The following is a 20,989-nucleotide window of genomic DNA, read 5'->3' as shown; positions in this document are numbered from 1 at the left end:
TTCCCGCCGCGGTCGTTGCGTCACTCCTGTTGATCGCTGCGCCCCAACTGGCGTGGCCGGCGACGGCAAGCCCCACGAGCACCTTGGACCAGTCGAACGACGTGCCGGCACAGAGCTATCTGGGCTCCACCGAACAACAGGCGCAGACCTTCACGGCAGGGCGCGATGGCTCGCTTGACCGCGTCGAGGTCAAGGGCTTCCGGTCGAGCAGTCCCGGTGCCCTGTCCGTCCAGATCACTGCTGTCGACGGCTCGGGCGCGCCCACCGGCGCCGCACTCGGCGCTGGGTCCGCGGACACCACGACGCTGCCGACATTCACCGGTGATCTGTCCGGCGGCGGCTGGCTCTCGGTGGACATCATCCCCGCGGTGCAGGTGCACGCAGGCACCCAGTACGCCATCGTGTCGCCGACGACGAGCCCCTTCCACTTCTTGTGGTCGTTGTCGATCGGGGACACCTACCCTGCCGGAGCGGGGTCTCCACCCCTGGGGCAGGCCTACGACTACCTCTTCCGAACCTTCGTTCTCACTCCGGAGCCGGCAGCCACGTGCGAGGGGCGAGACCCCACCATCTACGTCAAGGACGCGATGGTGGTCGGCGGCCCAGACTCCGGGAAGCCTTACACCGGCACGCTGCGCGGAAGCACCGCAGCCGATGTCATCCTCGGCACGAGCGGAGCCGATGTCATGTCCGGCGGCAACGGCGACGACGTGATCTGCGGCTCGGGCGGCAACGACACCATCAAAGGCGGTAACGGCAACGACGCCCTGATCGGCGGGGACGGCCAGGACCTGCTCGACGGCGGCAACGGCAACGATGTCCTGACCGGCGGAGCTGACGCCGACGCCTTCATCGGCGGTCGGGGCGCGGACACAGCGACCGACTACTCCCTGAGCGAAGGCGACACGCAGCGAAGCATCCCCTGACGACGTCACTGCGCCACCTGCGGTTGAGGGCGAGCACTGTCACCGGTGCGTCCGTTGGGCGAGGCTACGATGCGCTGATGATGACCCCGGAGGAGGTCGGCGAATACGCGGAGTCGCTCCCGCAGGTCAAGCGCAAAGGAACCGCGTCCCAGCCGGCCTGGTACGTCCATGACCGTCTGGTCGTGCGCCTGCAGGACCTGCAGACGCTGGTGATTCGGGTTCCACTGAGCGAACGAGAGTCGCTCCTTGCCGCCTACCCGGACAGCTTCGGCGTCCCTCCCCGCTTGGAGGCGCACCACAAGGTCGAGGCCTACCTCGACCAGGCCGAACCTCAGGCCGTGCGGGCAGCCATCGACCTCGCCTACGACATGCAGCGTCGCTGAGGTCGACCCGATCGCTTGAGGACCACGGGGTCCATCGACCACGCTGGCTCACGTGTTCGTCCCACCCGGCCCCGACGGCGTCCTCTCCAGCGGCTCGACGTCACTCGCCGACACCCGTTCCTGGGCCGTTCGGGCGCTCACCATAAGGGCAGCGAGCACAGCCGTGGCGACCGCACCACCCACATCGACAAGCCTCACCCACAACATGGCACCACTCACCGACTGCACGACCAGAGCTGCAACGAAGGCGACCGAGATGCCGGCCATGGACCTGATCCCCTCCCGCAGGTCGCGGCGGCCCACGATCGCGACGGGCAACACGAGGGCGAAGGCCAGGCCGGGGCAAGGAAGCTGAGGGTGCCGAAGGCGACCGGCAGCTCGGACGCGTCCCGGGGCAGGAAGAACAGTCCGGCGATGGCGACGACGATGATGCCGATGACCGAGAAGCGCACGACCGCCGCCCCCACAGCGCTTGGCGCAGCGACGCAGAGCAGCACATCGGCCACGGCTATCACGAGCACGACGACGGCGGCCGCATTCGTGATCTGAGGACTCGGATCACCCTCGGGACTGGAGATGAACCAGGCCAGGAAGTAGAGCCAAACGGCAACGGCGCCAAGCATTCCGAGGATGCGAGCAGTCGAGTATGCGGCTTGAGCGGTTCGCATGGTGGTGACCTCCGACATAACTGGCCCCCGCGGCCCGCGGGCCACACCTTCATGCTCGTGAGCCCGCTCCACCACGGACACGAGTCGTTCGTCCCGCCTCTCCGTGCCCCGCGGGATCGCTTCCCACCGTGCGCGGCTCGTGGGCAGGCACTACATTCGTGGCGCGTCTCCTCACGAGACGAGGACATCGGACTCTGACGGGGGAACTGCGACGGTGCGACGGCTGGTCTGCGTGATGATGCTCGGGACGCTGGCCCTCGCCGGATGCACCTCCGCCGGGCCCCAAGTCCAGGAGAAGGACGCGGCGACCCGCGCCCACGCCCTGTGGGAGAACCGAACCGCCTACGTCGGCGACAACTCCAAGGTCACCGCCCTCACGACCGAAGCGGGCTTCGGCGCCATGGGGTCGCACACGATCTCCCTCCACACCACCACCCCGCCGTATGTCGCGACGCTGGCCTACGACGCCCTCGACAAGCCGTTCGACACCGTCGACTTCACCACCCCGGTCACGCTGCTGCTCGGGACTGTGGCCAATCTCGACCGCGTCGAGGTCAGGTCCGGCAGCGACACCTTCGCGCTCACCTCCAAGGAGGCCAGCGCCAAGCTCGGCTTCGACGTCAAGGACCTGGGCCGCGACGAGGCCAAGCTGACCGCCTTCCTCGAGTCCGTGAACGACTGAGCGCGGCTACGGTGGAATCCCCCACCGCTTCTGGTACTGCCACCGACAGAGGAGCGCGCAGTGTCCCTCACCCGGATCCACAACTTCTCCATCTCCCTCGACGGATTCGCCACAGGTGAACCGCAGTCCGCCGAGGCGCCCTTCGGCCATGCGGGCCAGCGCCTCCACCGGTGGATGATGGCGACCCGCTACTGGGACGCCGCCGGCGGCAGCGCCGGAGTCGACGACGCGTTTGCCGAGCGCCACACCCCCGGCATCGGCGCCGAGATCATGGGCGCCAACAAGTTCGGCCCACCCGGGTGGCACGACAACCCGGAATGGACGGGATGGTGGGGCCCCAACCCGCCGTTCCACACCCCGGTCTTCGTCCTCACCCACCACGCGCGGCCCTCGCTCGCGATGGAGGGCGGCAACGTCTTCCACTTCCTCGAGGCCACGCCCGTCGAGGCGCTGGCCACGGCCCGGGAGGCAGCCGACGGCCAGGACGTGCGCATCGGCGGAGGCCCCACCGTCGTCCGCGACTTCCTCGCAGCCGGGCTCGTCGACCACATGCATCTCGTCGTGGTCCCGATCGTGCTCGGCCGCGGCGTCCGCCTCTGGGACGGCCTCGAGGCCGTCGAGGAGGCCTTTGACGTGGAGTCGGTCTCCTCCCCCAGCGGCGTCACCCACCTCACGTTCACCCGCAAGGCCACCTGAGCCTTTGCGGCACAAGGGAACTCGCATAGAGCGTGACGGCGCCGGCAGCCTGAGGGAACGTCACGGCATACGTGCGCGTTGGACGGTGTCCAGTTGATTCGCCGCTCTGGAGGGTTCATGTCCCACGTCGCCACTGCCGTCACCACCCTGCCGCCGCTGACCGTCCAGGCCGAACGCCTCGTCGATCTGGGGGTGCACGACCTCGCCGGTATGCCGGCCGCCACCTTGCGCTCGCTCGCCAGCAGCGCTTCCTCCTCCGACGGGCTCCTCGTCCTCCCCGAGTCCACGGTCGCGCCATCGGCGCTGGCTCCACTGCTGCGCCTCGGCGACCGCAGCGGCTTCGTCGTCGAGGACATGACTGACGTCGACGCCTTCGCTCCCGTCGACGACGTCAGCCTCCCCAGCGGTCCCGGCTACGTCGTCCACGGGCTCGAGCGCGGCGACGAGATGGCCAACTGGTCTCCCGACGAGGCGCTCCCGCACATCACGGACGCCGGGCGCAGCCCACTCACCCTCGCCGAGGGAATCCACTGGGCCCTGCAGGCTCCCGAGGTCCTCGAGCGCAACCACTGCTTCATGACCATCGGCTCACGCCGCCGCAAGCCCGACGGCCGGCTCGACGCGCGCACTCCAGCGCTCTGGATCAGCAACGGCACCGGACGCGACGGCCGCGAGCGACGCGGCGCCCCGAAGGTCGGGTGGTGCTGGGCCGGCAACCGGCACACCTGGCTCGGATTCGCCTCTGCTGCAGGCAGACTCCCCATCTAGCCACGTCGCCGCCGCCGGACGCCTCACCACCGCTGGTGCACGTCCTCCGCCCACCCGAAGATCCCGTCCACGGCCACACCGGCGACGAGCCCGGTCCACGTGCCGAAGGCCTGGTGCGTCCGTGAGGCGATGACGCCGAGCTGGATCACCGACCGGCGCACGTGCTCGGGGTGGAAGGTCAGCTCGACCGGACCGCCGTGGACCTGCCACGGCGCCATCCAGTCGTCGGGCGAGTACTCCCAGCGCAGCTCGTCGCTGATCTTCGTCAGCCGCCCGTCGACGATGACGGCGTTCTCCGTCGACACGGTCCCTGCCGTCCACCTGCCACCGACCTGGAGGCCGACCGTGCGGCCGTCGACGACGCCCGAGCCGGACCCCCAGTTCCACGAGACGGCATACGGCCAGCGCCCGCGGCCGTGGTCGAGGGTCGCCCAGGCGGCACCCGCCGCCACCTCGTGATCCGTGCCGTCCACCGTGAGACGGCCCACCGCGGGCCGGGCCGGGTCCTTGACGGTGTACTGGAAGAGCCGGTCGCTCCACGGCACCACGACGCCGAGCCGCTCGTGCCCCGGCGGCAGCTGTGCGACGACGTCGAGCTCGACGCGCTCGGCCCGGGCGCGCAGCCTCGTGCCGTCGGGGGTGGGGTCGATGTCGACGCGGAGGCTCTTCGTCTGCGCGCTGGCCGGACCGTGGTCGAGGGTGCCCGGCAGGGTCGTGCCACGGCCCAGGGGCGCGATGCCCTCCACCGCGATCTGCTCACCCGACCGACGGTCGAGGACGAAGAGGGAGGGGACGGCGGCATACCCGATGTCGGAGACGACGACGGCGACGACGTGCGTCTCGAGCGTGACCGCCCAGTACTCCCAGCGCTTGTTGCGCCCCCAGCCGACGCGGCCCCGTCCGATGCCGTCGGTGCGGTGCAGCGGGGTGCGCGTCCAGCCGACGGCAGCCGGGTTCAGACGGCCGTCCGGCAGGGCGAGGTCGACGGGCTCGGTGATCTCACGCTCGCGGGGCACGTGACCCATCATCCTGCTAGCGTGCCGCTGATCGTGACCTGTCGGCAGGAGGTGAGACCCATGACGCACCATCCGCAGCGGGTGCTCCCCTGCAGTGCACGATCGCGCGGCTGAGGTAGTCGTCGGGAGCGCCGGCCAGCCATCACGCGAAAGGCGACTCCCATGGACACCACCGCTTCTCTCCCCTCGCTCCACCCCTCACCCGCGCGCGCGCTCGTCCTCGCCGGCGGCGGGGCGGCCGGCAACGCGTGGCAGATCGGTCTCATCGCCGGCCTCTGCGAGCTCGGGATCGACCTGACCGAGGCGGACCTCATCGTCGGCACCTCCGCGGGGTCGACGGTGGCCGCCCAGATCACCAGCGGCACAAGGCCCCCCGAGCTGTATGCCGCCATCCTCGCCGAGGTGTCCGAGCCGCGGTCACGCACGGGCGGACGGAGCGCGGAACGGGCGGGGGTGCAACCACGAGGTGCCAGTCGTGCCGGCGGCGTGTCCGGCCCGAGCTATCTCGAGTGGTCGGACGCCATCATCGCTGCCTCCGAGAGCGCCCCTGACATGCGGCGCAGGATGGGCGCCGCCGCGCTCGAGCGCGACGCCTCTGGCGGGGCCGGCGGGGCGCGGTGGCGCGACATCGTCGCGGCGCGACTGCCCCGCAGCGACTGGCCGCAGCAGCGGGTGCTCATCACGGCCATCGACGCGCACACGGGCGAGCCGGTCGTCTTCGACCGCCACAGCGGGGTCGACCTCGTCGACGCCGTCGCGGCCAGCACCTCCGCCATGGCGCCCTACCCCATCGGCGAGGACCGGTACCTCAACGGCGGCTACCGGCGCAGCGAGAACGCCGACCTCGCGGCCGGCTACGAGCGGGTCCTCGTGCTGTCGCCGTTCGGCGGTCGCTCACGGATGCCGGCCGCCTGGGGCATGGATCTCGCCACCCAGGTCGACGAGCTGCGCGCGGACGGCAGCCAGGTGGAGACGGTCTTCCCGGACGCTGGGGCGGGCGACGTCTTCGGCGCCAACGCCCTGGATCCGTCGACGCGTCCGCAGGCCGCACGGGGCGGCTACGAGCAGGCTCGCGTCCTCACCGACCGGCTTGCCGACATCTGGCGCTGACCACGCGCCTCAGCGGCGGCTGACGGCGAGGTAGCGCTCGTCGGTGATCGCCTTGCCCCAGTAGACGGGCTCGGGCAGGTGCGTGATCTCCACCTCGTCGCGGACGGTGCGGACGAGCTGCTCGGTCTGCGCGGCGGTGAGGCCGGCCCCGGTGGCCCACGACCCTTCGACGAGGACGGCGACGCCGCCGGGCCTGAGCAGCGCGACCCAGCGCGACAGCGCCTCCTCGGGGTCGTCCATGGCCCACAGCACGTGACGGCTGAGCACGACGTCGTACTCACCCGCGGGGAGCGGAGGATCGCCTGCGTCGGCCACGACGAAGCGTGCCTCGGGCACCTTGGCACGGGCCCGCTCGACCATCTCCGCGGAGAAGTCGAGACCGTCGACGACGTAGCCCTCGTCGTTGAGCAGACGGGTGAGTGTGCCTGTGCCGCAACCGAGGTCGGCGATGCGAGCTGGCGCGGCCGGCAGCACGGACACGAGCAGGTCGCGCCAGGCCGCGCGGATCGCGGGGTCGGTCAGGCCGTGGTCCGGCTCGGTGTCGAAGGTGGCAGCGTGCTCGTCCCAGGCGTCTCGTGTCATCGCGGCAGCCTAGGCGCCTGCCCGGACAGCGCACCTCGACGTCGGTGCCGGCGTCGCTGAGTCAGCTGACCCGGCAACGGTCGCCCACTACGCGCCCGGGAGCTCGAGCTCCCTCCGGAGCTCGAGCTCCCTCCGGGTCTCGAGCTCCCTGCGGATCTCGACGTGACGGGTCAGGAAGGCACGCTCGTCCAGCCGCTTGCGGCGGAGCCAACCGGTGACCTCGGCGTTGCACTTGCTCGTGTTGCACGACCGGCACGCGGGGACCACGTTGTCGAGCGTGTAGCGGCCACCGCGCGAGATGGGCAGGACGCAGTCGCGCTGCAGCGGGCCGCCGGTCGCGCCGCAATAGGCACAGCCGCCCCACGCGGCCTGCAGCGTCTGCCACTGCGCATCGGTGAGGTCGTGGTCGACGAGGCCCATGCGGCGTTTGCGGCGTCGGGCGGCCACGGCTTTGCGACTCCGGCTCACCACCACGTCGCCAGCGTAGGGCCGTCACCCTCCAGTCCGTCGGAGGCCGCACCTCGTGGGTCTGCGCCCCCGTCGTAGCGATCGTCCTCAGAAGGGCATCGCGATGAACGGCGACGAGTAGGCGTCGTCACCGGCGAGCTGCCGCTCGGCCTCAGCGGGGTCGATCCGGTCGCGCTCGGCCGCGAGCAGCATCCCCAGCAGCCGCACGTCTCCGGCCGTCGGGATGCCGGTGATCTCCTCGTGCGCGAGCACCCAGGAGACTGCCGCGGTGATGCGCGTCTGGTCGTCGTACGGCTCGTACCACGTCGCATACGACTGCTCTGTGTCCTGGGGCCAGTTGCGCCGCGACACGGTCTTGATCGTCATCAGACCGGCGTCCTGCCGCCGGGTCTCCTCGACCAGCGCCTCGTAGGCCGCGCGATACGTGTCGTCGCGCCAGAGCACCGGGTTGAGCGGGGTCAGCACGGTCGCGAACGGGTAGCGCCGCAACGCCTCGAGGTGGGTCTGGGCGGCCTCGCTGCCGTGGCCGGTCACCCCCACCGCACCGACGAGCCCCTCGTCCACCGCGCGGACCGCAGCCTCGAGGGCGCCGCCCTCACCGGTCGCTAGGTCGAGCTCGCCGAGGTCGCCGATCGCGTGCAGCTGCAGCAGGTCGACGGTGTCGGTCTGGAGCCGCTCCAGCGAGGCGTTGATCTCGCGCCAAGCCGACTCGCGGTCACGCTGGCCCGTCTTCGTCGCGAGGAAGATCCGGTCGCGGATCTGCGGCATCCAGGGGCCGAGCCGCAGCTCCGCGTCACCGTAGCTGGCGGCCACGTCGAAGTGGTTGATCCCACCGTCGAGGGCCTCCTGGACCGAGGCGTCGGCCACGTCCTGCGTCACGTCGCTGAGAGCAGCCGCGCCGTAGATGAGCACCGAGCTCTGGTGTCCGAGCCGACCGAGTCTTCGCATCTCCACACCGACCACCTTGTGCCACACGACCCGGGCTGGGCAACCCCCACCTCGTCACGGGCTGACGTGGAGGTCCCTGCCGAGGATGCCGCCGATCCGCGCGGCCTCCCGCCGGAGCGCCTCGGCCGGCTTGACCCGGCGGTCGTGCCAGCTGACCGTGAGCTCGTCACCCCTGCGCGTCCACGACCCGCAGACGACACCACCGGCGAGCACCGGGTTGGCCTTGCGGGTCATGGCGTCGCGCAACGGCGGTGGAGTGACGTGGACGTCCTTGGTGCCCGGCCCCATCACCCACTGGTCGTGCCCCGGGAGGAGGCGCACCATGTCCGTGGGCTCCGCGGCCGCCAGCGAGTCCGCGTCGTCGTCCATCACGTATGCCGTCGTGCCCTCCACGTCGAACGCGACCATCCGGTCCCCGAGCCCCGCGATCCAGCGGTCGAGGCGTCTCCGCCCGGCGCTGAGGCCGTCGCCGAGCCAGTGGTGCAGGTGCTCGACCGTCGCCGGTCCGTACGCCCGCAGGTAGGCCGTGACGGCGCGCGGTCCGGCGTCCTCGAGATCCGGGATGCCCTGCCATCGCGGGTTGGTGTCGAGCCGCTGGAACGTGTGCTGACCGTCGCGCGGCGGGCCGAAGCTCATGTCGCCCTGCCACGTCAGCGGCTTGATGAGCGTGCCGGCGCCCTCGTCGAAGACACCCCTGAGGTGGCGGTATGCGTGCTGCCCGGTCAGCACGTCACCGAGCTCCGCGACCGTCAGGGGTCCGTCGCTGAGCGCGTCACGCACCGCCGCCCGGAAGTCGGGCCAGGCCTTCGGCGTCAGCCGGTAGTACTCCACCCAGCTCGGCAGCTCCCACTGCCGCCCGGCCGCACGCAGTGCGAGGTAGATGCCGCCGTCGACCGGCGACAGGTAGTGCATGGACCCGCGAAACGCGAACGCCTTGATGACCGTGCCGTCCACCAGCGCCTGCGCGAGGTCGCCGGGGCGGCACGTTGTGCTGCGGGTGCTCACCGCGAGATCCGCGAGCGACTCGTCCATGGAGAGCACGGCGCCAAGCCTCTGCACGACGTCCGCGGCCGATGCGGGCCCGAGCGGGTCGAGAAGATGGCGCTCCACCCGCCAGGCCAGCGCCTGCGCCCACGTGACCGTTGCCTCGACCGCCGTCGTCATCCCTTCATGCTCGCAGCCGGCACCGACGAACGGGCCCGTGGGCACCCACGGCGACCGGACGGCATACCTCGGCGGTGTGGCCTTGGGACGAATCCTTCGTGTTTCCTGCGACTTCCGGGCGGGCGAGCCCTACATTGCAGTCATGGCTGACATCGTCCTGGGTATCTTCGCAATCCTCGCCGGGGGCGTCATGCTCTTCGCCGGGCAGTTCGTGCTTCGCCTCATCCTGCCGATCTGGGGCTTCTTCGCCGGATTCGCCTTCGGTGCAGGGCTTTTCGCCGAGCTGGCCAACGAGCGCTTCCTCGGGACGGTGCTCGGCTGGGTGACCGGGTTCATCTTCGCGATCATCTTCGCGATCTTCGCCTACCTCTACTACGCGGTGGCGGTGATCCTCGCAATGGCCGCCTTCGGCTTCGCGATCGGCGCCGGCTTCATCTCCGCGATCGGGATCGACTGGAACTGGGTCGGCGTGCTCGTCGGGCTCGCCGTCGGAGCAGTGCTCGGCCTCGTGGCCGCCTTCGGCAACATGCCGATGATCGTGCTCGCCGTCGTCAGTGCCATCGCCGGAGCCGTCAGCGTCGTCGGCGGGCTCATGCTCGTCTTCGGCACACTCGACTCCGCCACCCTGACGCGCAGCAGCTTCAACACTGCGATCCACTCCGGGTGGTTCTGGTACGCGTTGCTCGTCTTCCTCGCCCTCGTCGGCATCTTCTCCCAGACCCGGCAGCGCCTCGCCATGCGTCGCAGCATCAACGAGGCCTGGTACGCCGAGCGCCCCACGGCAGTCTGAGGCGCCTCCCACCCCAGCGAGGCGGTCAGGCGGTCCCTGCGCTCATCATCACCTGCCACAGCGGCGGGAGCACGACGACGAGGACGATCAGGGCGCCGGCGGCAACCGCCGCTGCTGTCGTGTTCGGGTGCCCGGCTCTGCGGGCGCGGAGGGACTGCACGAGAGCGTAGACCGGCAGGGCGAGTGCCGTCGCCGCCCCGGCTCCGATGACGAGCAGCGTGCCGAGCAGGGTGGGCTCACGCGTGCCGCCCATGATGACGTCATCGCCGGCCGTGAGGATCGGCAGACCGAGCACGGTGCTCACGGCCAGCATGACGAGGAGGCTGGCGATGAACCCGACCGGCGAGAGCGCTACGGCCACCCAGGCCGACCGCAGCTGCTGACCCGGCTGGGTGGGACGCACCTCTGTGCTCATGGGAGGGACTCTCCTTCGGTCGTGTGCTCTCCTTCACCGTGGCGCACGCGGCGAAGTCGGTGGCAGGGCCCAAGGTCCCGGACAGCGCTCGTCCGGCTCCCCGAACCGGGACCTTCTCCCCTTCTGCGTGCGACTGCGCAGGTCCGACACTCTCAGTGAGGCGGAGGCTCGACGGGCCGCAGGGACGGGTGCTGGGAGGTGCCATGAGGCGTCACACGCAGGTGCAGGAGCGCGGAACGGACCTCGGTGAGCCGATGACCGGTGGCCCGATGGGCCGGCGGGAGCGCCTCGAACTCGCCGGCAGGTCGGTGCTCGGCGTGCTAGCGCTGACGATGGTCCTGCTCCTGCTGAGCGGCCTCGTCATCGCCGTGCTGCTGCTCGCGTTCAACTGGCTCGTGTTCGGGATGGTGGTGGGCGGCCTCGGCGAGTGACTCCTCAGGCACGCAGGAGTGGCGACATCTCTCGGTGACGGTTGAGCGGCTGCGTCGTCGGGTAGGACTCGGAGGTCCACCACACCGATCGAAGGAGCGCACATGTCGGATGACGAGAAGGTCGCCAAGGACCTCGTGGAGACCCTGAAGGACGGCGAGCGTGGCTTCGCCTCCGCGGCCGAGAAGCTGCGTGACAGCGACCGCGCCGAGTGGGCGACGACGCTGCAGCGCCTGTCGGAGCAGCGCGCCGGCTTCCGCCGCGAGATCGTCGAGCTCGGCCACGCCTACGGCGACGACGTCGACGAGAGCGGCTCGGTTGCCGCGACCCTGCACCGCGGGTGGATCTCGCTCAAGGACGCCCTGACCGGTGACGACGCCGGCAGCGTCCTCGGCGCCGCCGTCACGGGTGAGGACCACGCCGTGTCGGAGTACGAGAAGGGCCTCGAGAAGGACCTCAGCGCGGGCTTCCGCGAGGTCGTGACCCGTCAGCACGCCGCGATCGTGGCTGCTCGCGACGAGGTCAAGGCGCTCAAGATCGCCGACTGACCACGTCCGCCCGCCTCCTCAGGGGCGAGCGACACGAAGCGAGCCGGTCAACCCCACGGAGGCTGACCGGCTCGCTTCGTGTCGATGCGTCAGGCGTAGAAGGCCGGCTTCTCGATCATCTCGACCTTGACGACACCGTCGTCCGTGAGCGCCTTGACCCCGGCGTCACACACGCACGCGGCGGCATACCCGTCCCACGACGTCGAACCGGAGTGCTCGCCGGCGGCGACCCCGTTGATCCACTCCTGCACCTCGGTGACGAAGGCGCCCCAGAAGCGGTCGTTGTGGTCGCGGGCGATGGAGTTGCGGTGGCCCGAGCCGTCGCGGACCTCGACGGCGTTCTGGTCGGCGAGGCTCACCGTGCCCTTCTCGGCCACCGCCTCGCAGCGGATGTCGTAGCCGAACTGGCAGTTGACGAAGATCTCGTCGTCGACCCGGACGCCCGACTCGGTCTCGAGGATGAGCACGAGTGGGTCCTGGAGGTGCTCGAAGCGCAGCGAGGTCTTCTTCGGCTTGTCGACGCGCGCCGACACGAACTCTTCCCCCAGCAGCCAGCGCATCGTGTCGACCTCGTGGATGGCCGTGTCGTTGATCGCCATGTCCCACGTGTACATCTCGGGCACCGTCGGGTTGCGGTGCGCACAGTGCACCATGAGCGTCTCGCCGAGCTCGCCCGAGTCGAGCAGCGACTTCATCTCGCGATAGCTGCGGTCGAAGCGCCGCATGAATCCGACTGTCACCAGGCGTCGCCCACCGGCCTGCTCCGCCTCCATGATGCGCAGCGCGGCCGCAGCCGTCGGCGTCAGCGGCTTCTCGCAGAAGACCGGCTTGCCCGCCGCGATCGCCGCCAGGACGTCGACCTCGTGGGCCGGGCCGTAGCTGCAGATCATCACCGCGTCGACCTCGTCGGCCGCGATGAGGCTCGCCGAGTCGGCGTAGGCCGTGCCGCCGATGCGCGATGCGACCTCCTTGGCGCGCACCTCGTCGACGTCGGCGACGGCGACGACGCGGCCGCCGGCGATGACGGTGTGGATGCGGTCGATGTGGGCCTGCCCCATGCCGCCGGGGCCGATCATGCCGATGCGCACGGTCATTGGTGTCACTCCTTCGTGATCAGGATGCTCAGGATGAGCATGCTCAGAGCCGGCCGAGGCCGACCGAGGCGAGGTACTCGCGGGTCTGGATGGCGTTGGGCAGCGGGTAGGACGGGTCGCAGGGATACATGTCCTGCTCGCACACGACGTAGAGCTCCTTGTCGAGGTCGGCGAGAGCCTCGATGAACGACGGCATGTCGGGGGCGCCGGCGGGCGGTGCGACCGAGCAGCCCTTCGCGACGGCCAGACCGAAGGGCCAGTCCTCGTCGTGGGCCTGCTTGACGAGGCCCTCGTCCATGGCCTTGATGTGGACGTAGGAGATGCGCTCGGGGTACTTGCGGCACAGCTCCATCGGGTCCCCACCGCCGTAGACGATGTGACCCGTGTCGAGGCAGAAGCCGACGTAGTCGGGGTCGGTCGCCTGGAAGACGCGGTCGATGTCCTCGGGCGTCTCGATGTGGCTGTCACCGTGCGGGTGCAGCACCATCCTCAGGCCGTAGTCCTCCTTCATGATGCGCCCGAGGCGGTCTGCGTTCGAGATGTAGGCGTTCCAGGCCTCCGTCGAGAGCACGCGGTCGTCGGTGTACTCCCACGTCTTCTCGTCGCGGAACATCGGGGGCAGGTGGACGATGTACTCGGCCCCGACGGCGGCGTGCGTCTCGGCGATCTCGCGGAAGGTCTTCTCCGTGTCGGCCCAGGCCTCCGGCTTGTGCAGGATGCCCCACCCGGTGCCGGCGACGACGCGGAACCCGCGCTTGTCCATCTCCTCCTGGAGCCGCTTGGGGTCCTTGGGGAAGTAGCCGAAGGGGCCGGTCTCCATGACCGAGAAGCCGGCCTCGGCCATCTCGTCGAGCGCGGTCTCCCAGCGGATCTGCTTGTCGTCCTCGGGGAACCAGACGCCCCACTGGTCAGGACACACCCCGATCGTCAGCTTGCTGTAGCGGGCGTCGGTGTTGCGGGCCTTGGACTCGGCCATCGTTCGGTTCCTCTCGAAAGGTGTTGCAGTCAGGGGTTTTTCAGACACAGGTGAAGGGTCAGTCGTTCTGCGGGAAGCCGAGGTTGAGGCCGCCGTGGCTCGGGTCGAGCCAGCGCGACGTGACGACCTTGCCGCGGGTGAAGAAGTGGACGCCCTCCATGCCGTGGGCGTGCGTGTCGCCGAAGAGCGAGTTCTTCCACCCACCAAAGGAGTAGTACGACACCGGCACGGGGATCGGCACGTTGACGCCGACCATGCCGACCTCGACGTTGCGCTGGAACTTGCGGGCCGCCCCACCGTCGTTGGTGAAGATGGCCGTGCCGTTGCCGTAGGGGTTGCTGTTGATGAGCTCCAGCCCCTCGTCGTAGGAGTGCACGCGCACGACCGAAAGGACCGGCCCGAAGATCTCGTCGTCATAGAGCGACATTCCCGGCTTGACGTTGTCGAAGAGCGTCGGCGCGAGGAAGTAGCCCTCGCCGTCGGAGTCGTAGTCGTCACGACGTCCGTCGACGACGAGCGTCGCACCCTCGGACACCCCCGCGTCGAGGTAGGACGTCACCTTGTCGCGGTGCTGCGACGTCACGAGCGGGCCCATGTCGCAGCCGCGCGTGCCGTCGCCCGTGACGAGCTTGCCCATGCGGTCCTTGATCTTCGAGATGAGCTCGTCGGCGATGGGCTCCACCGCGACCAACGCCGAGATCGCCATGCAGCGCTCGCCCGCCGAGCCGAAGCCAGCGTTGACGGCGGCGTCTGCCGCGAGGTCGAGGTCGGCGTCGGGCAGCACGAGCATGTGGTTCTTCGCGCCGCCGAGGGCCTGGACCCGCTTGCCGTGGGCCGTGCCCGTCTCGTAGACGTACTTCGCGATGGGGGTGGACCCCACGAACGACACCGACTTGACGTCGGGGTGCGTGAGGAGGGCGTCGACCGCCTCCTTGTCGCCGTTGACGACCTGCATGACGCCGTCGGGCAGGCCGGCCTCCTTCCAGAGCGCCGCGATCGCGAGAGCCGCAGACGGGTCCTTCTCCGACGGCTTGAGCACGACGGCGTTGCCGGTCGCGATGGCGACGGGGATGAACCACATCGGCACCATCGCCGGGAAGTTGAAGGGCGAGATCACGGCGACGACTCCGAGCGGCTGCCGGATCGAGTAGACGTCGACGTTCGTCGAGGCGTTCTCGGAGAAGCCGCCACGCATGAGCGTCGGGATGCCACAGGCGAACTCGGCGACCTCGAGGCCCCGGGTGACCTCACCGAGCGCGTCCGAGAGCACCTTGCCGTGCTCGGCAGTGATGAGGGCGGCGATGTCGTGCTTGCGCTCGTTGAGCAGCTCGCGGAAGGCGAAGAGCACCCCGGTCCGCTTGGCGAGCGAGGCGTCGGCCCACTCCTCCCAGGCGCTGGCGGCGCCCTTGACGACCTCGTCGACGAGAGAGGCTGACGCGAGGTCGAGCACCCCGGTCTGCTCGCCCGTCGCGGGGTTGAAGACGGGCGAGGTGCGCTCGGCGGTGCCGGTCCACGACTGGCCGCCGATGAGGTGGGTGATGCGGGTGGGCGTGCTCATGGGAGTTTCCTTTGCTGGCAGGCTGGTTCAGGGGTATGCCGCGTGGCGGGCTTCAGGGGGAGACGAACGTGGGCGGGGTGTCCCACTTGTCGAGGTAGGAGCGGATCGTGTCGCGCATGTAGGTGCTCGACTCGCGAGCGCGGTCCTCCCAGGCGAAGACGCAGGAGGTGACGATGCCGTCGAAGCCGATGCGCTCGAGGCCCGCGAAAAACTGGTCGAAGTCGACCTCGCCCTGGCCGATGTCGAGGTGCTGGTGCACCGTGACCTGCGACCCGGGCGGGTTGACGATGTAGCGCAGGCCCGACGACGCCGTGTGGTCGTAGGCGTCGGCCACGTGGACCATCGTCAGCAGGTCGCCGGCCTTGTCCATGATGCCGTCGCAGTCGTTGCCCTGGTGGAACGTGTGCGGCGCGCAGTAGAGGAAGGAGACGTTGGGCGAGTTGATGCCCCGGATGAGGTCGACCGCTCGCTTGCCGTCCTCCTCCCAGTCATCGGGATGTGGCTCGAGGACGAGGCGGATGCCCTCCTGCTCGAAGACCGGCAGCAGCTCCTCCATCGACCGCCAGAACATCCCCTCGCACACCGCGGCCTGGCGCGGGTTGCCGTTGAACTCGGAGTTCATCGTGTCGACCCCGAGGTCGGAGGCGATCTGGATGGCACGCTTCCAGTAGCGGACGGCCGCCTGCCGCTCGTCCTCGTCGGGGCCGGACCACTTGAAGAGGGGCAGCACCGACGACACCCCGACGCCCGCACTCGCCAGCGCCGACCTGAAGGCGGCCACCCCTGCATCATCGACGCGCGGGTGGTTGAAGAAGGGGATGAAGTCGTCGCGGGGCGACAGCTCGATCCACTCGAAGCCGAGATCGGCGACGAGCGCGGGCATCTCGAGCAGAGGCGTCTCGCGGAACATGTAGGGGTCGATGGCGAGCTTCATGATGCGGACTCCGAAGTCGTCGGGGCGGCCGGGGTGGTGGGGGTGACGAAGGGGCGCTGCGTCGCCTTGTGGTCGAGGTACTCACCGAAGGCCGTCTGGGTCGAGTCGAGCTCGGAGACCGCACTCACGGGCACGTCCCACCACGAGGCGCTGTCGGGCGCGTGGACGAGCGGGTCGGTCTCGACGTGGATGACGATCGGACCTCCGTCGGCAGGAGCGGCCTTGGCCTTCTTGATCGCCTGGTGCAGCTCGCCGAGCGAGTGCACCTCGATGACGTGCGCACCGAGCGAGCGGGCGTTGGCGGCCAGGTCGACCGGCAGGACGTCACCGTCGAGCCGCCCGGACGCCTCGCCACGGAAGCGGTAGCTCGTGCCGAAGCGCTGCGAGCCGAGCGACTCCGACAGCGACCCGATCGAGTGGAAGCCGTGGTTCTGCACGAGCACGACGATGACCTTGATGCGCTCCTGCACCGCAGTGACGAGCTCCGTCGGCATCATGAGGTAGCCGCCGTCGCCGACCATCGCGAAGACGTCTCGCGACTCGTCGGCGAGGCGGATGCCGAGCGACGCCGGCACCTCGTAGCCCATGCAGGAGTAGCCGTACTCGACGTGGTAGGCCTTGCGGTCACGCACCCGCCACAGCTTGTGCAGGTCGCCAGGCATGGAGCCCGCCGCGCAGAGCACGACGTCACGCGGGTCGGTGAGCTCGTTGACCGCGCCGAGCACCTGGCCCTGCGTGAGCAGGCCCTCGGCAAGCCGGTCGGTGACCTCGGCGGCCGGGTGGTAGGCCGCCTCGACGGCCGAGTCCCACTCCGACCACAGCGAGTACTGGCGTGAGCGGTAGGCGTCGTCGACGGCATACCCCTCGAGGGCGGACGCGAGAGCGGTCAGTGCCTCACGGGCGTCCGAGACCACCGAGAGGCCCGAGTGCTTGCCCGCGTCGAAGCGGGCGATGTTGATGTTGACGAAGCGGACTCCGTTGCCCTGGAAGGCGGTTCGCGAGGCGGTCGTGAAGTCGCTCCAGCGCGTGCCGACGCCGATGACGACGTCGGCCTCGGCCGCGAGAGCGTTGGCGGCCGTCGTGCCCGTCGAACCGATGGCGCCCATCTCCTGCGGGTGCCCGTGGGGCAGCGACCCCTTGCCCGCCTGGCTCTCGCCCACCGGTATGCCGGTCTGCTCGCACAGTGCCCGCAGCGCCTCCTCGGCGCCGGAGTAGTGCACGCCACCGCCTGCGACGACGAGCGGGCGCCTGGCAGAGCGGATCACAGCTGCGGCGTCGGCGATGTCGACAACCTCCGGCAGCGGACGGGCCACCCGCCACGTGCGCGGCGCGAAGAGCTCGACGGGCCAGTCGTGCGCCTCGGCCTGGACGTCCTGCGGCAGCGCGATGGTCACGGCACCGGTCTCCACCGGGTCGGTGAGCACCCGCATCGCCGAGATGAGCGCCGAGGGCAGCTGCTCGGGTCGGCTCACCCGGTCGAAGAAGCGCGAGAGCGGGCGGAAGGCGTCGTTGACCGTCACGTCGGCGGCATACGGCGCCTCGAGCTCCTGGAGGACCGGGGAGCTGACCCGGGTCGCGAAGGTGCCGGAGGGCAGCAGCAGGACGGGGATCCGGTTGATCGTCGCGAGGGCCGCGCCGGTCAGCATGTTCGTCGAGCCGGGCCCGACCGAGGCAGTGCAGGCCCACGTCTGCAGGCGGTCCTTCTGTCGGGCGTAGGCGACGGACGTGTGCACCATCGCCTGCTCGTTGCGGGCGAGCACATAGGGAAGGTGCTCCTCACCGTCGGCGAGCTCGTTCTGCAGCAGCGCCTGGCCGATGCCGGCGACGTTGCCGTGGCCGAAGATGCCGAAGCATCCGGCGAAGAGCTTCTGCCGCTCGCCGTCGCGCTCGCTCCACTGGTTCGCGAGGAATCGCACCACGGCCTGGGCCACGGTGAGCCGGACCGTCTCGCCGGTCACGGTCTGCTGGGTCGAGCTCGTCACTGAGCACCTCCAAAGGGAAGTCGGGGGTCGACCTGCTGGGTCGTCCAGGTGTCGCGCACCCAGCCGTGGGCCGGGTCGTCGCAGATGAGCCAGGTCCGCTCCTCGCCCGGGCCGGCCATGACGTTGAGGTAGTAGAGGTCGTAGCCGGGCGCGGCCATCGCCGGGCCGTGCCAGCCGTGGGGGACGAGGACGACGTCGCCGGAGCGGACCTCGGCGAGCACGTCGATGGGACGCTCGTCGGTGCCGTAGACACGTTGGTAGCCCACCGGATCCGCGCCAGCGGCCGCCGGTGAACCCGCCTCGGGCGCCACCTCGAAGTAGTAGACCTCCTCGAGGTCGGCCTCGATGCCGGGGCGCTCCTCGTCGTGCTTGTGCGGTGGGTAGGAGCTCCAGTTGCCGCCGGGGGTCAGCACCTCGCAGGCGATGATCGAGTCGGCGTCGAGCACCCCGGGGGTGCCGAAGTTGCGCACCTCACGCGAGGCGATGCCGGCCCCCCGCAGCTCGACGGGCACGTCCGCGACGCCCACGTGGCGCAGCGGCGGCGTGTGCCGCCGCGCCGCGCGGGCGCCGCAGACGGCGACCTTGGCGTCGCCGCCCTCGGCGGTGACGGTGACCTCGCAGTCGCGGGTCGCATACGCCACGTCGCTCGCGCCGGCGAAGACCGACGCACGGCCCGCGAGCACGGCCCGGTGTGAGAGTCCCTCCGGGTCGACGACCGTCACGGAGACCGAGCCGCGGAGCGGTACGACGATGTGCTCGAACTCCGCCGCCGGGACAGTGCGGCTCTCACCGGTAGCCAGCGTCACGGCATACAGGCGCGTGTGAGTCCAGCTGTCGACGGTCTCGTCGATGGCGACGTCCCAACCGCCGGCGGCGGCCGACCCGAGAGGACGCACCCAGCGCCCGTTGTCGCTCACGCCGGCGCCCCGCTCCCGTGCACGAGCTCGGCGGCGATGTCGACGGCTGCGGCCACGTCACCGTCGGGCGGGAAGAGCAGGGCACGACCGACGACGAGGCCGCGCACGGCGGGCAGGTCGAGCGACCGGCCCCACGCGGCATACGTGTCGCGCGGGTCGCCCTGGGGGTCGCCGCCGAGGAGGAGAGTCGGCAGGGTGGTCGCGTCCATGACGCGCTCGAGGTCGTCGACCACGGGCAGCTTGAGCCACGTATGGGCGCTCGACGCGCCGAGGCCGGCTGCGATGTGGATCGACTTGATGGTGGAGTCCGGGTCGAGCTGGTTGACGACGCGGCCGCCCTCGCGGGTGGAGAGGAAGGGCTCGACCATCGCCATGATGCCGAGGTCGGCGAGCTGCGTGACAGCCTGGGCGCTCGCCTCGAGCGTGGCGGCGGTCCCGGCGTCCTCGAGGCAGATGCGCGTCAGCATCTTGCCGCCGTCGATGCCGCGGGCCGCGATCTCGGCGGCCGTGTAGGCCGTGAAGCGGTCGTCGAGCTCGAAGCTCGCCCCCTGGAGCCCGCCTCGGTTCATCGACCCGATGACGACCTTGCCCTCGAGCGCGCCGAGGAGGAGCAGGTCGTCGAGGATGTCAGGGGTGCCGAGCACGCCGTCGACGCCCGGGCGCTCCAGCGCGGCGACGAGGCGGGCGAGGAGGTCACTGCGGCTCGCCATCGCGGCCCCGGCGCCCCGGACCCCGAGGGCACCTCGCGCGGGGTGGTCGGCAGCGACGAGCAGCATGCGGCCGTCGTCCCCGACGAGCGGGCGGCGCTCGCGGGCCGCCCAACCGGCCGCGATGCGACCGGGCTCCCGCACGCGCACCTCGGTCAGGTCGGCGACAGCGAGGCGGGTGGAGCTGGGGATGTGTGCGGTGGTCATCGTGCCTCCTCGGCAACGGGAGCGAATGATGCTGCGGCAGAGTCCGATCGGGCGGCGGCCAGACGCTCCTCGACCTCGGCGGAGGTCGGCATGGCGGTCGAGCACTCGAGCTTGCTCGCGACGATCGCCCCGGCCACGTTGGCGAACTCGAGGATGCGACGCAGGTCCCAGCCCTCGAGGAGGCCGTGACACAGCGCGCCACCGAAGGCGTCTCCCGCGCCGAGGCCGTTGACGACCTCGACGGGGTAGGGCGGCACCTCGATGCGCTCGTCGCGGGTCGCGGCGAGCACGCCTTTGGGACCCTGCTTGACGATCGCGAGCTCGACGCCGCGCTCGAGCAGCGCGTCGGCCGCTCGCTGCGGCTCGGTCTCACCCACCGCGACCTCGCACTCCTCGCGGTTGCCGACGGCGACGGTGACGTGCTCGAGCGCCCTCCCGACCTGGACGCTCGCCTCGGCGGGGTCGGCCCAGAACATCGGGCGGTAGTCGAGGTCGAGGATCGTGTGGGTGCGGCGGGCGCGCGCCTCGAAGGCCCGGAAGTGTGCTGCCCGGCTCGGCTCCTGCGAGAGACCAGTGACCGTGGACCAGTAGACGCGGGCGTCGCGGATCGCGTCGAGCGGCATCTCGTCGGGCTCGACGAGCAGGTCCGGAGCGATCGGGTAGCGGTAGAAGTAGAGCGGGAAGTCGTCGGGCGGGAAGACCTCGCAGAAGGTCACCGGCGTCGGCGGGCCGTCGACCGCGGAGACGAAGCGGTCGTCGACGCCGAAGCCCTGCAGGGCCTCGTGGATGTAGCGACCGAAGGCATCGCGACCGGTGCGGGTGATCAGGGCGACCCGGTGGCCGTGGCGGGCGGCGGCGACGGAGACGTTGGTCGCGCTGCCGCCGAGGAACTTCTCGAAGGTGCGCACCTTCTCGAGGCCGACTCCGTGCTGGAGCGGGTAGATGTCGACGCCCGTGCGCCCGATGGCGATGAGGTCGTATGCCGCCTGGCCGGCTTCCGTGGTCGTGGTCGTGGTCATCG

25 protein-coding genes are annotated in these 20,989 nt (G+C 70.4%); 10 read left to right on the top strand and 15 right to left on the bottom strand.

Going from position 1 to position 20,989, the window contains the following annotated elements; translation table 11 throughout:
• Positions 1-83: 83 nt before the first annotated feature.
• Positions 84-926, top strand: coding sequence for a calcium-binding protein (locus tag FHX52_RS24175; protein ID WP_221630672.1), 843 nt, complete (start codon positions 84-86; stop codon positions 924-926).
• A 77-nt stretch (positions 927-1,003) separates the two neighbouring features.
• Positions 1,004-1,309 carry a hypothetical protein gene (locus FHX52_RS20405; RefSeq protein ID WP_246070296.1) on the top strand — a complete coding sequence of 102 codons (306 nt, stop codon included), beginning with the start codon at positions 1,004-1,006 and terminating at the stop codon, positions 1,307-1,309.
• A gap of 48 nt (positions 1,310-1,357) precedes the next feature.
• Here the strand turns inward: FHX52_RS20405 and FHX52_RS20400 are convergent, their stop codons facing one another.
• Complete coding sequence (locus FHX52_RS20400; RefSeq protein WP_141824204.1) at positions 1,358-1,576, bottom strand: hypothetical protein; 219 nt, start codon at positions 1,574-1,576, stop codon at positions 1,358-1,360.
• Between the two features lie 90 nt (positions 1,577-1,666).
• Here FHX52_RS20400 and FHX52_RS20395 point away from each other — a divergent pair, with 90 nt between their 5' ends.
• The 4 genes from FHX52_RS20395 (at position 1,667) to FHX52_RS20380 (ending at position 4,123) form a co-directional block, all read left to right on the top strand.
• Positions 1,667-1,858 carry a hypothetical protein gene (locus tag FHX52_RS20395; protein ID WP_141824203.1) on the top strand — a complete coding sequence of 64 codons (192 nt, stop codon included), beginning with the start codon at positions 1,667-1,669 and terminating at the stop codon, positions 1,856-1,858.
• Between the two features lie 354 nt (positions 1,859-2,212).
• On the top strand, positions 2,213-2,659 hold the full coding sequence (locus tag FHX52_RS20390) for a DUF4825 domain-containing protein (protein WP_185747407.1): 447 nt from the start codon (positions 2,213-2,215) through the stop codon (positions 2,657-2,659).
• A gap of 60 nt (positions 2,660-2,719) precedes the next feature.
• Entirely contained in the window at positions 2,720-3,355 is a 636-nt protein-coding gene (locus tag FHX52_RS20385; protein WP_141824201.1) for a dihydrofolate reductase family protein, read from the top strand.
• Positions 3,356-3,472: 117 nt separating this feature from the next.
• Complete coding sequence (locus FHX52_RS20380) at positions 3,473-4,123, top strand: DUF5701 family protein (protein WP_141824200.1); 651 nt, start codon at positions 3,473-3,475, stop codon at positions 4,121-4,123.
• A gap of 23 nt (positions 4,124-4,146) precedes the next feature.
• Here FHX52_RS20380 and FHX52_RS20375 read toward each other — a convergent pair whose 3' ends face one another.
• Positions 4,147-5,151 (bottom strand): DUF2804 domain-containing protein, encoded by a 1,005-nt coding sequence (locus FHX52_RS20375; protein ID WP_141824199.1) that lies wholly within the window; start codon positions 5,149-5,151, stop codon positions 4,147-4,149.
• A gap of 150 nt (positions 5,152-5,301) precedes the next feature.
• Here FHX52_RS20375 and FHX52_RS20370 point away from each other — a divergent pair, with 150 nt between their 5' ends.
• The gene (locus tag FHX52_RS20370) at positions 5,302-6,249 is read left to right on the top strand and encodes a patatin-like phospholipase family protein (protein ID WP_141824198.1); all 948 of its coding nucleotides are present in this window, start codon (positions 5,302-5,304) and stop codon (positions 6,247-6,249) included.
• Positions 6,250-6,258: 9 nt separating this feature from the next.
• On the opposite strand, the gene FHX52_RS20365 is transcribed toward FHX52_RS20370, so the two are convergent.
• The 4 genes from FHX52_RS20365 to FHX52_RS20350 form a co-directional block, all read right to left on the bottom strand.
• Entirely contained in the window at positions 6,259-6,831 is a 573-nt protein-coding gene (locus FHX52_RS20365) for a class I SAM-dependent methyltransferase (protein ID WP_141824197.1), read from the bottom strand.
• An 87-nt stretch (positions 6,832-6,918) separates the two neighbouring features.
• On the bottom strand, positions 6,919-7,305 hold the full coding sequence (locus FHX52_RS20360) for an HNH endonuclease (protein WP_141824196.1): 387 nt from the start codon (positions 7,303-7,305) through the stop codon (positions 6,919-6,921).
• An 81-nt stretch (positions 7,306-7,386) separates the two neighbouring features.
• Positions 7,387-8,247 (bottom strand): aldo/keto reductase, encoded by an 861-nt coding sequence (locus FHX52_RS20355; protein ID WP_246070370.1) that lies wholly within the window; start codon positions 8,245-8,247, stop codon positions 7,387-7,389.
• A 54-nt stretch (positions 8,248-8,301) separates the two neighbouring features.
• Positions 8,302-9,411, bottom strand: a complete 1,110-nt coding sequence (locus tag FHX52_RS20350; protein ID WP_141824194.1) for a DNA glycosylase AlkZ-like family protein — start codon at positions 9,409-9,411, stop codon at positions 8,302-8,304.
• A 142-nt stretch (positions 9,412-9,553) separates the two neighbouring features.
• On the opposite strand from FHX52_RS20350, the gene FHX52_RS20345 reads away from it, so the two are divergent.
• Positions 9,554-10,201: a DUF4203 domain-containing protein gene (locus FHX52_RS20345; protein WP_141824193.1), complete on the top strand. Its 648-nt coding sequence runs from the start codon at positions 9,554-9,556 to the stop codon at positions 10,199-10,201.
• Between the two features lie 25 nt (positions 10,202-10,226).
• On the opposite strand, the gene FHX52_RS20340 is transcribed toward FHX52_RS20345, so the two are convergent.
• The gene (locus FHX52_RS20340; protein ID WP_141824192.1) at positions 10,227-10,616 is read right to left on the bottom strand and encodes a hypothetical protein; all 390 of its coding nucleotides are present in this window, start codon (positions 10,614-10,616) and stop codon (positions 10,227-10,229) included.
• A 203-nt stretch (positions 10,617-10,819) separates the two neighbouring features.
• On the opposite strand from FHX52_RS20340, the gene FHX52_RS20335 reads away from it, so the two are divergent.
• Together FHX52_RS20335 and FHX52_RS20330 are read left to right on the top strand one after the other, a co-directional pair.
• Positions 10,820-11,047 carry a hypothetical protein gene (locus FHX52_RS20335; protein ID WP_141824191.1) on the top strand — a complete coding sequence of 76 codons (228 nt, stop codon included), beginning with the start codon at positions 10,820-10,822 and terminating at the stop codon, positions 11,045-11,047.
• A 102-nt stretch (positions 11,048-11,149) separates the two neighbouring features.
• Entirely contained in the window at positions 11,150-11,593 is a 444-nt protein-coding gene (locus tag FHX52_RS20330) for a ferritin-like domain-containing protein (RefSeq protein WP_141824190.1), read from the top strand.
• A gap of 89 nt (positions 11,594-11,682) precedes the next feature.
• Here the strand turns inward: FHX52_RS20330 and FHX52_RS20325 are convergent, their stop codons facing one another.
• The 8 genes from FHX52_RS20325 to iolC are packed head-to-tail and all read right to left on the bottom strand — an operon-like array spanning position 11,683 to position 20,987.
• Positions 11,683-12,687 carry a Gfo/Idh/MocA family protein gene (locus tag FHX52_RS20325; RefSeq protein ID WP_141824189.1) on the bottom strand — a complete coding sequence of 335 codons (1,005 nt, stop codon included), beginning with the start codon at positions 12,685-12,687 and terminating at the stop codon, positions 11,683-11,685.
• 43 nt (positions 12,688-12,730) lie between these two features.
• The gene (locus FHX52_RS20320; RefSeq protein ID WP_141824188.1) at positions 12,731-13,663 is read right to left on the bottom strand and encodes a TIM barrel protein; all 933 of its coding nucleotides are present in this window, start codon (positions 13,661-13,663) and stop codon (positions 12,731-12,733) included.
• A 58-nt stretch (positions 13,664-13,721) separates the two neighbouring features.
• Positions 13,722-15,221 carry a CoA-acylating methylmalonate-semialdehyde dehydrogenase gene (locus FHX52_RS20315; protein ID WP_141824187.1) on the bottom strand — a complete coding sequence of 500 codons (1,500 nt, stop codon included), beginning with the start codon at positions 15,219-15,221 and terminating at the stop codon, positions 13,722-13,724.
• A 52-nt stretch (positions 15,222-15,273) separates the two neighbouring features.
• Entirely contained in the window at positions 15,274-16,155 is an 882-nt protein-coding gene (locus tag FHX52_RS20310; protein WP_141824186.1) for a sugar phosphate isomerase/epimerase family protein, read from the bottom strand.
• Positions 16,152-18,137: a 3D-(3,5/4)-trihydroxycyclohexane-1,2-dione acylhydrolase (decyclizing) gene (gene iolD, locus FHX52_RS20305; protein WP_246070295.1), complete on the bottom strand. Its 1,986-nt coding sequence runs from the start codon at positions 18,135-18,137 to the stop codon at positions 16,152-16,154. The genes FHX52_RS20310 and iolD overlap by 4 nt, the downstream gene beginning before the upstream one ends.
• A complete protein-coding gene (gene iolB, locus FHX52_RS20300; RefSeq protein WP_141824185.1) occupies positions 18,134-19,054 on the bottom strand; it encodes a 5-deoxy-glucuronate isomerase in 921 nt (306 codons plus the stop codon). Before iolB ends, iolD begins: the two co-directional genes overlap by 4 nt.
• Positions 19,051-19,968: a Cgl0159 family (beta/alpha)8-fold protein gene (locus FHX52_RS20295; RefSeq protein ID WP_141824184.1), complete on the bottom strand. Its 918-nt coding sequence runs from the start codon at positions 19,966-19,968 to the stop codon at positions 19,051-19,053. The genes iolB and FHX52_RS20295 overlap by 4 nt, the downstream gene beginning before the upstream one ends.
• Positions 19,965-20,987: a 5-dehydro-2-deoxygluconokinase gene (gene iolC / locus FHX52_RS20290; RefSeq protein WP_141824183.1), complete on the bottom strand. Its 1,023-nt coding sequence runs from the start codon at positions 20,985-20,987 to the stop codon at positions 19,965-19,967. Before iolC ends, FHX52_RS20295 begins: the two co-directional genes overlap by 4 nt.
• Positions 20,988-20,989: the final 2 nt, after the last annotated feature.

This window comes from Humibacillus xanthopallidus, assembly GCF_006717145.1.
Lineage (GTDB): Bacteria > Actinomycetota > Actinomycetes > Actinomycetales > Dermatophilaceae > Humibacillus > Humibacillus xanthopallidus.
The sequence above is the reverse complement of the archived record's forward strand: the minus strand, read 5'-3'. Positions and strand labels throughout refer to the sequence as shown.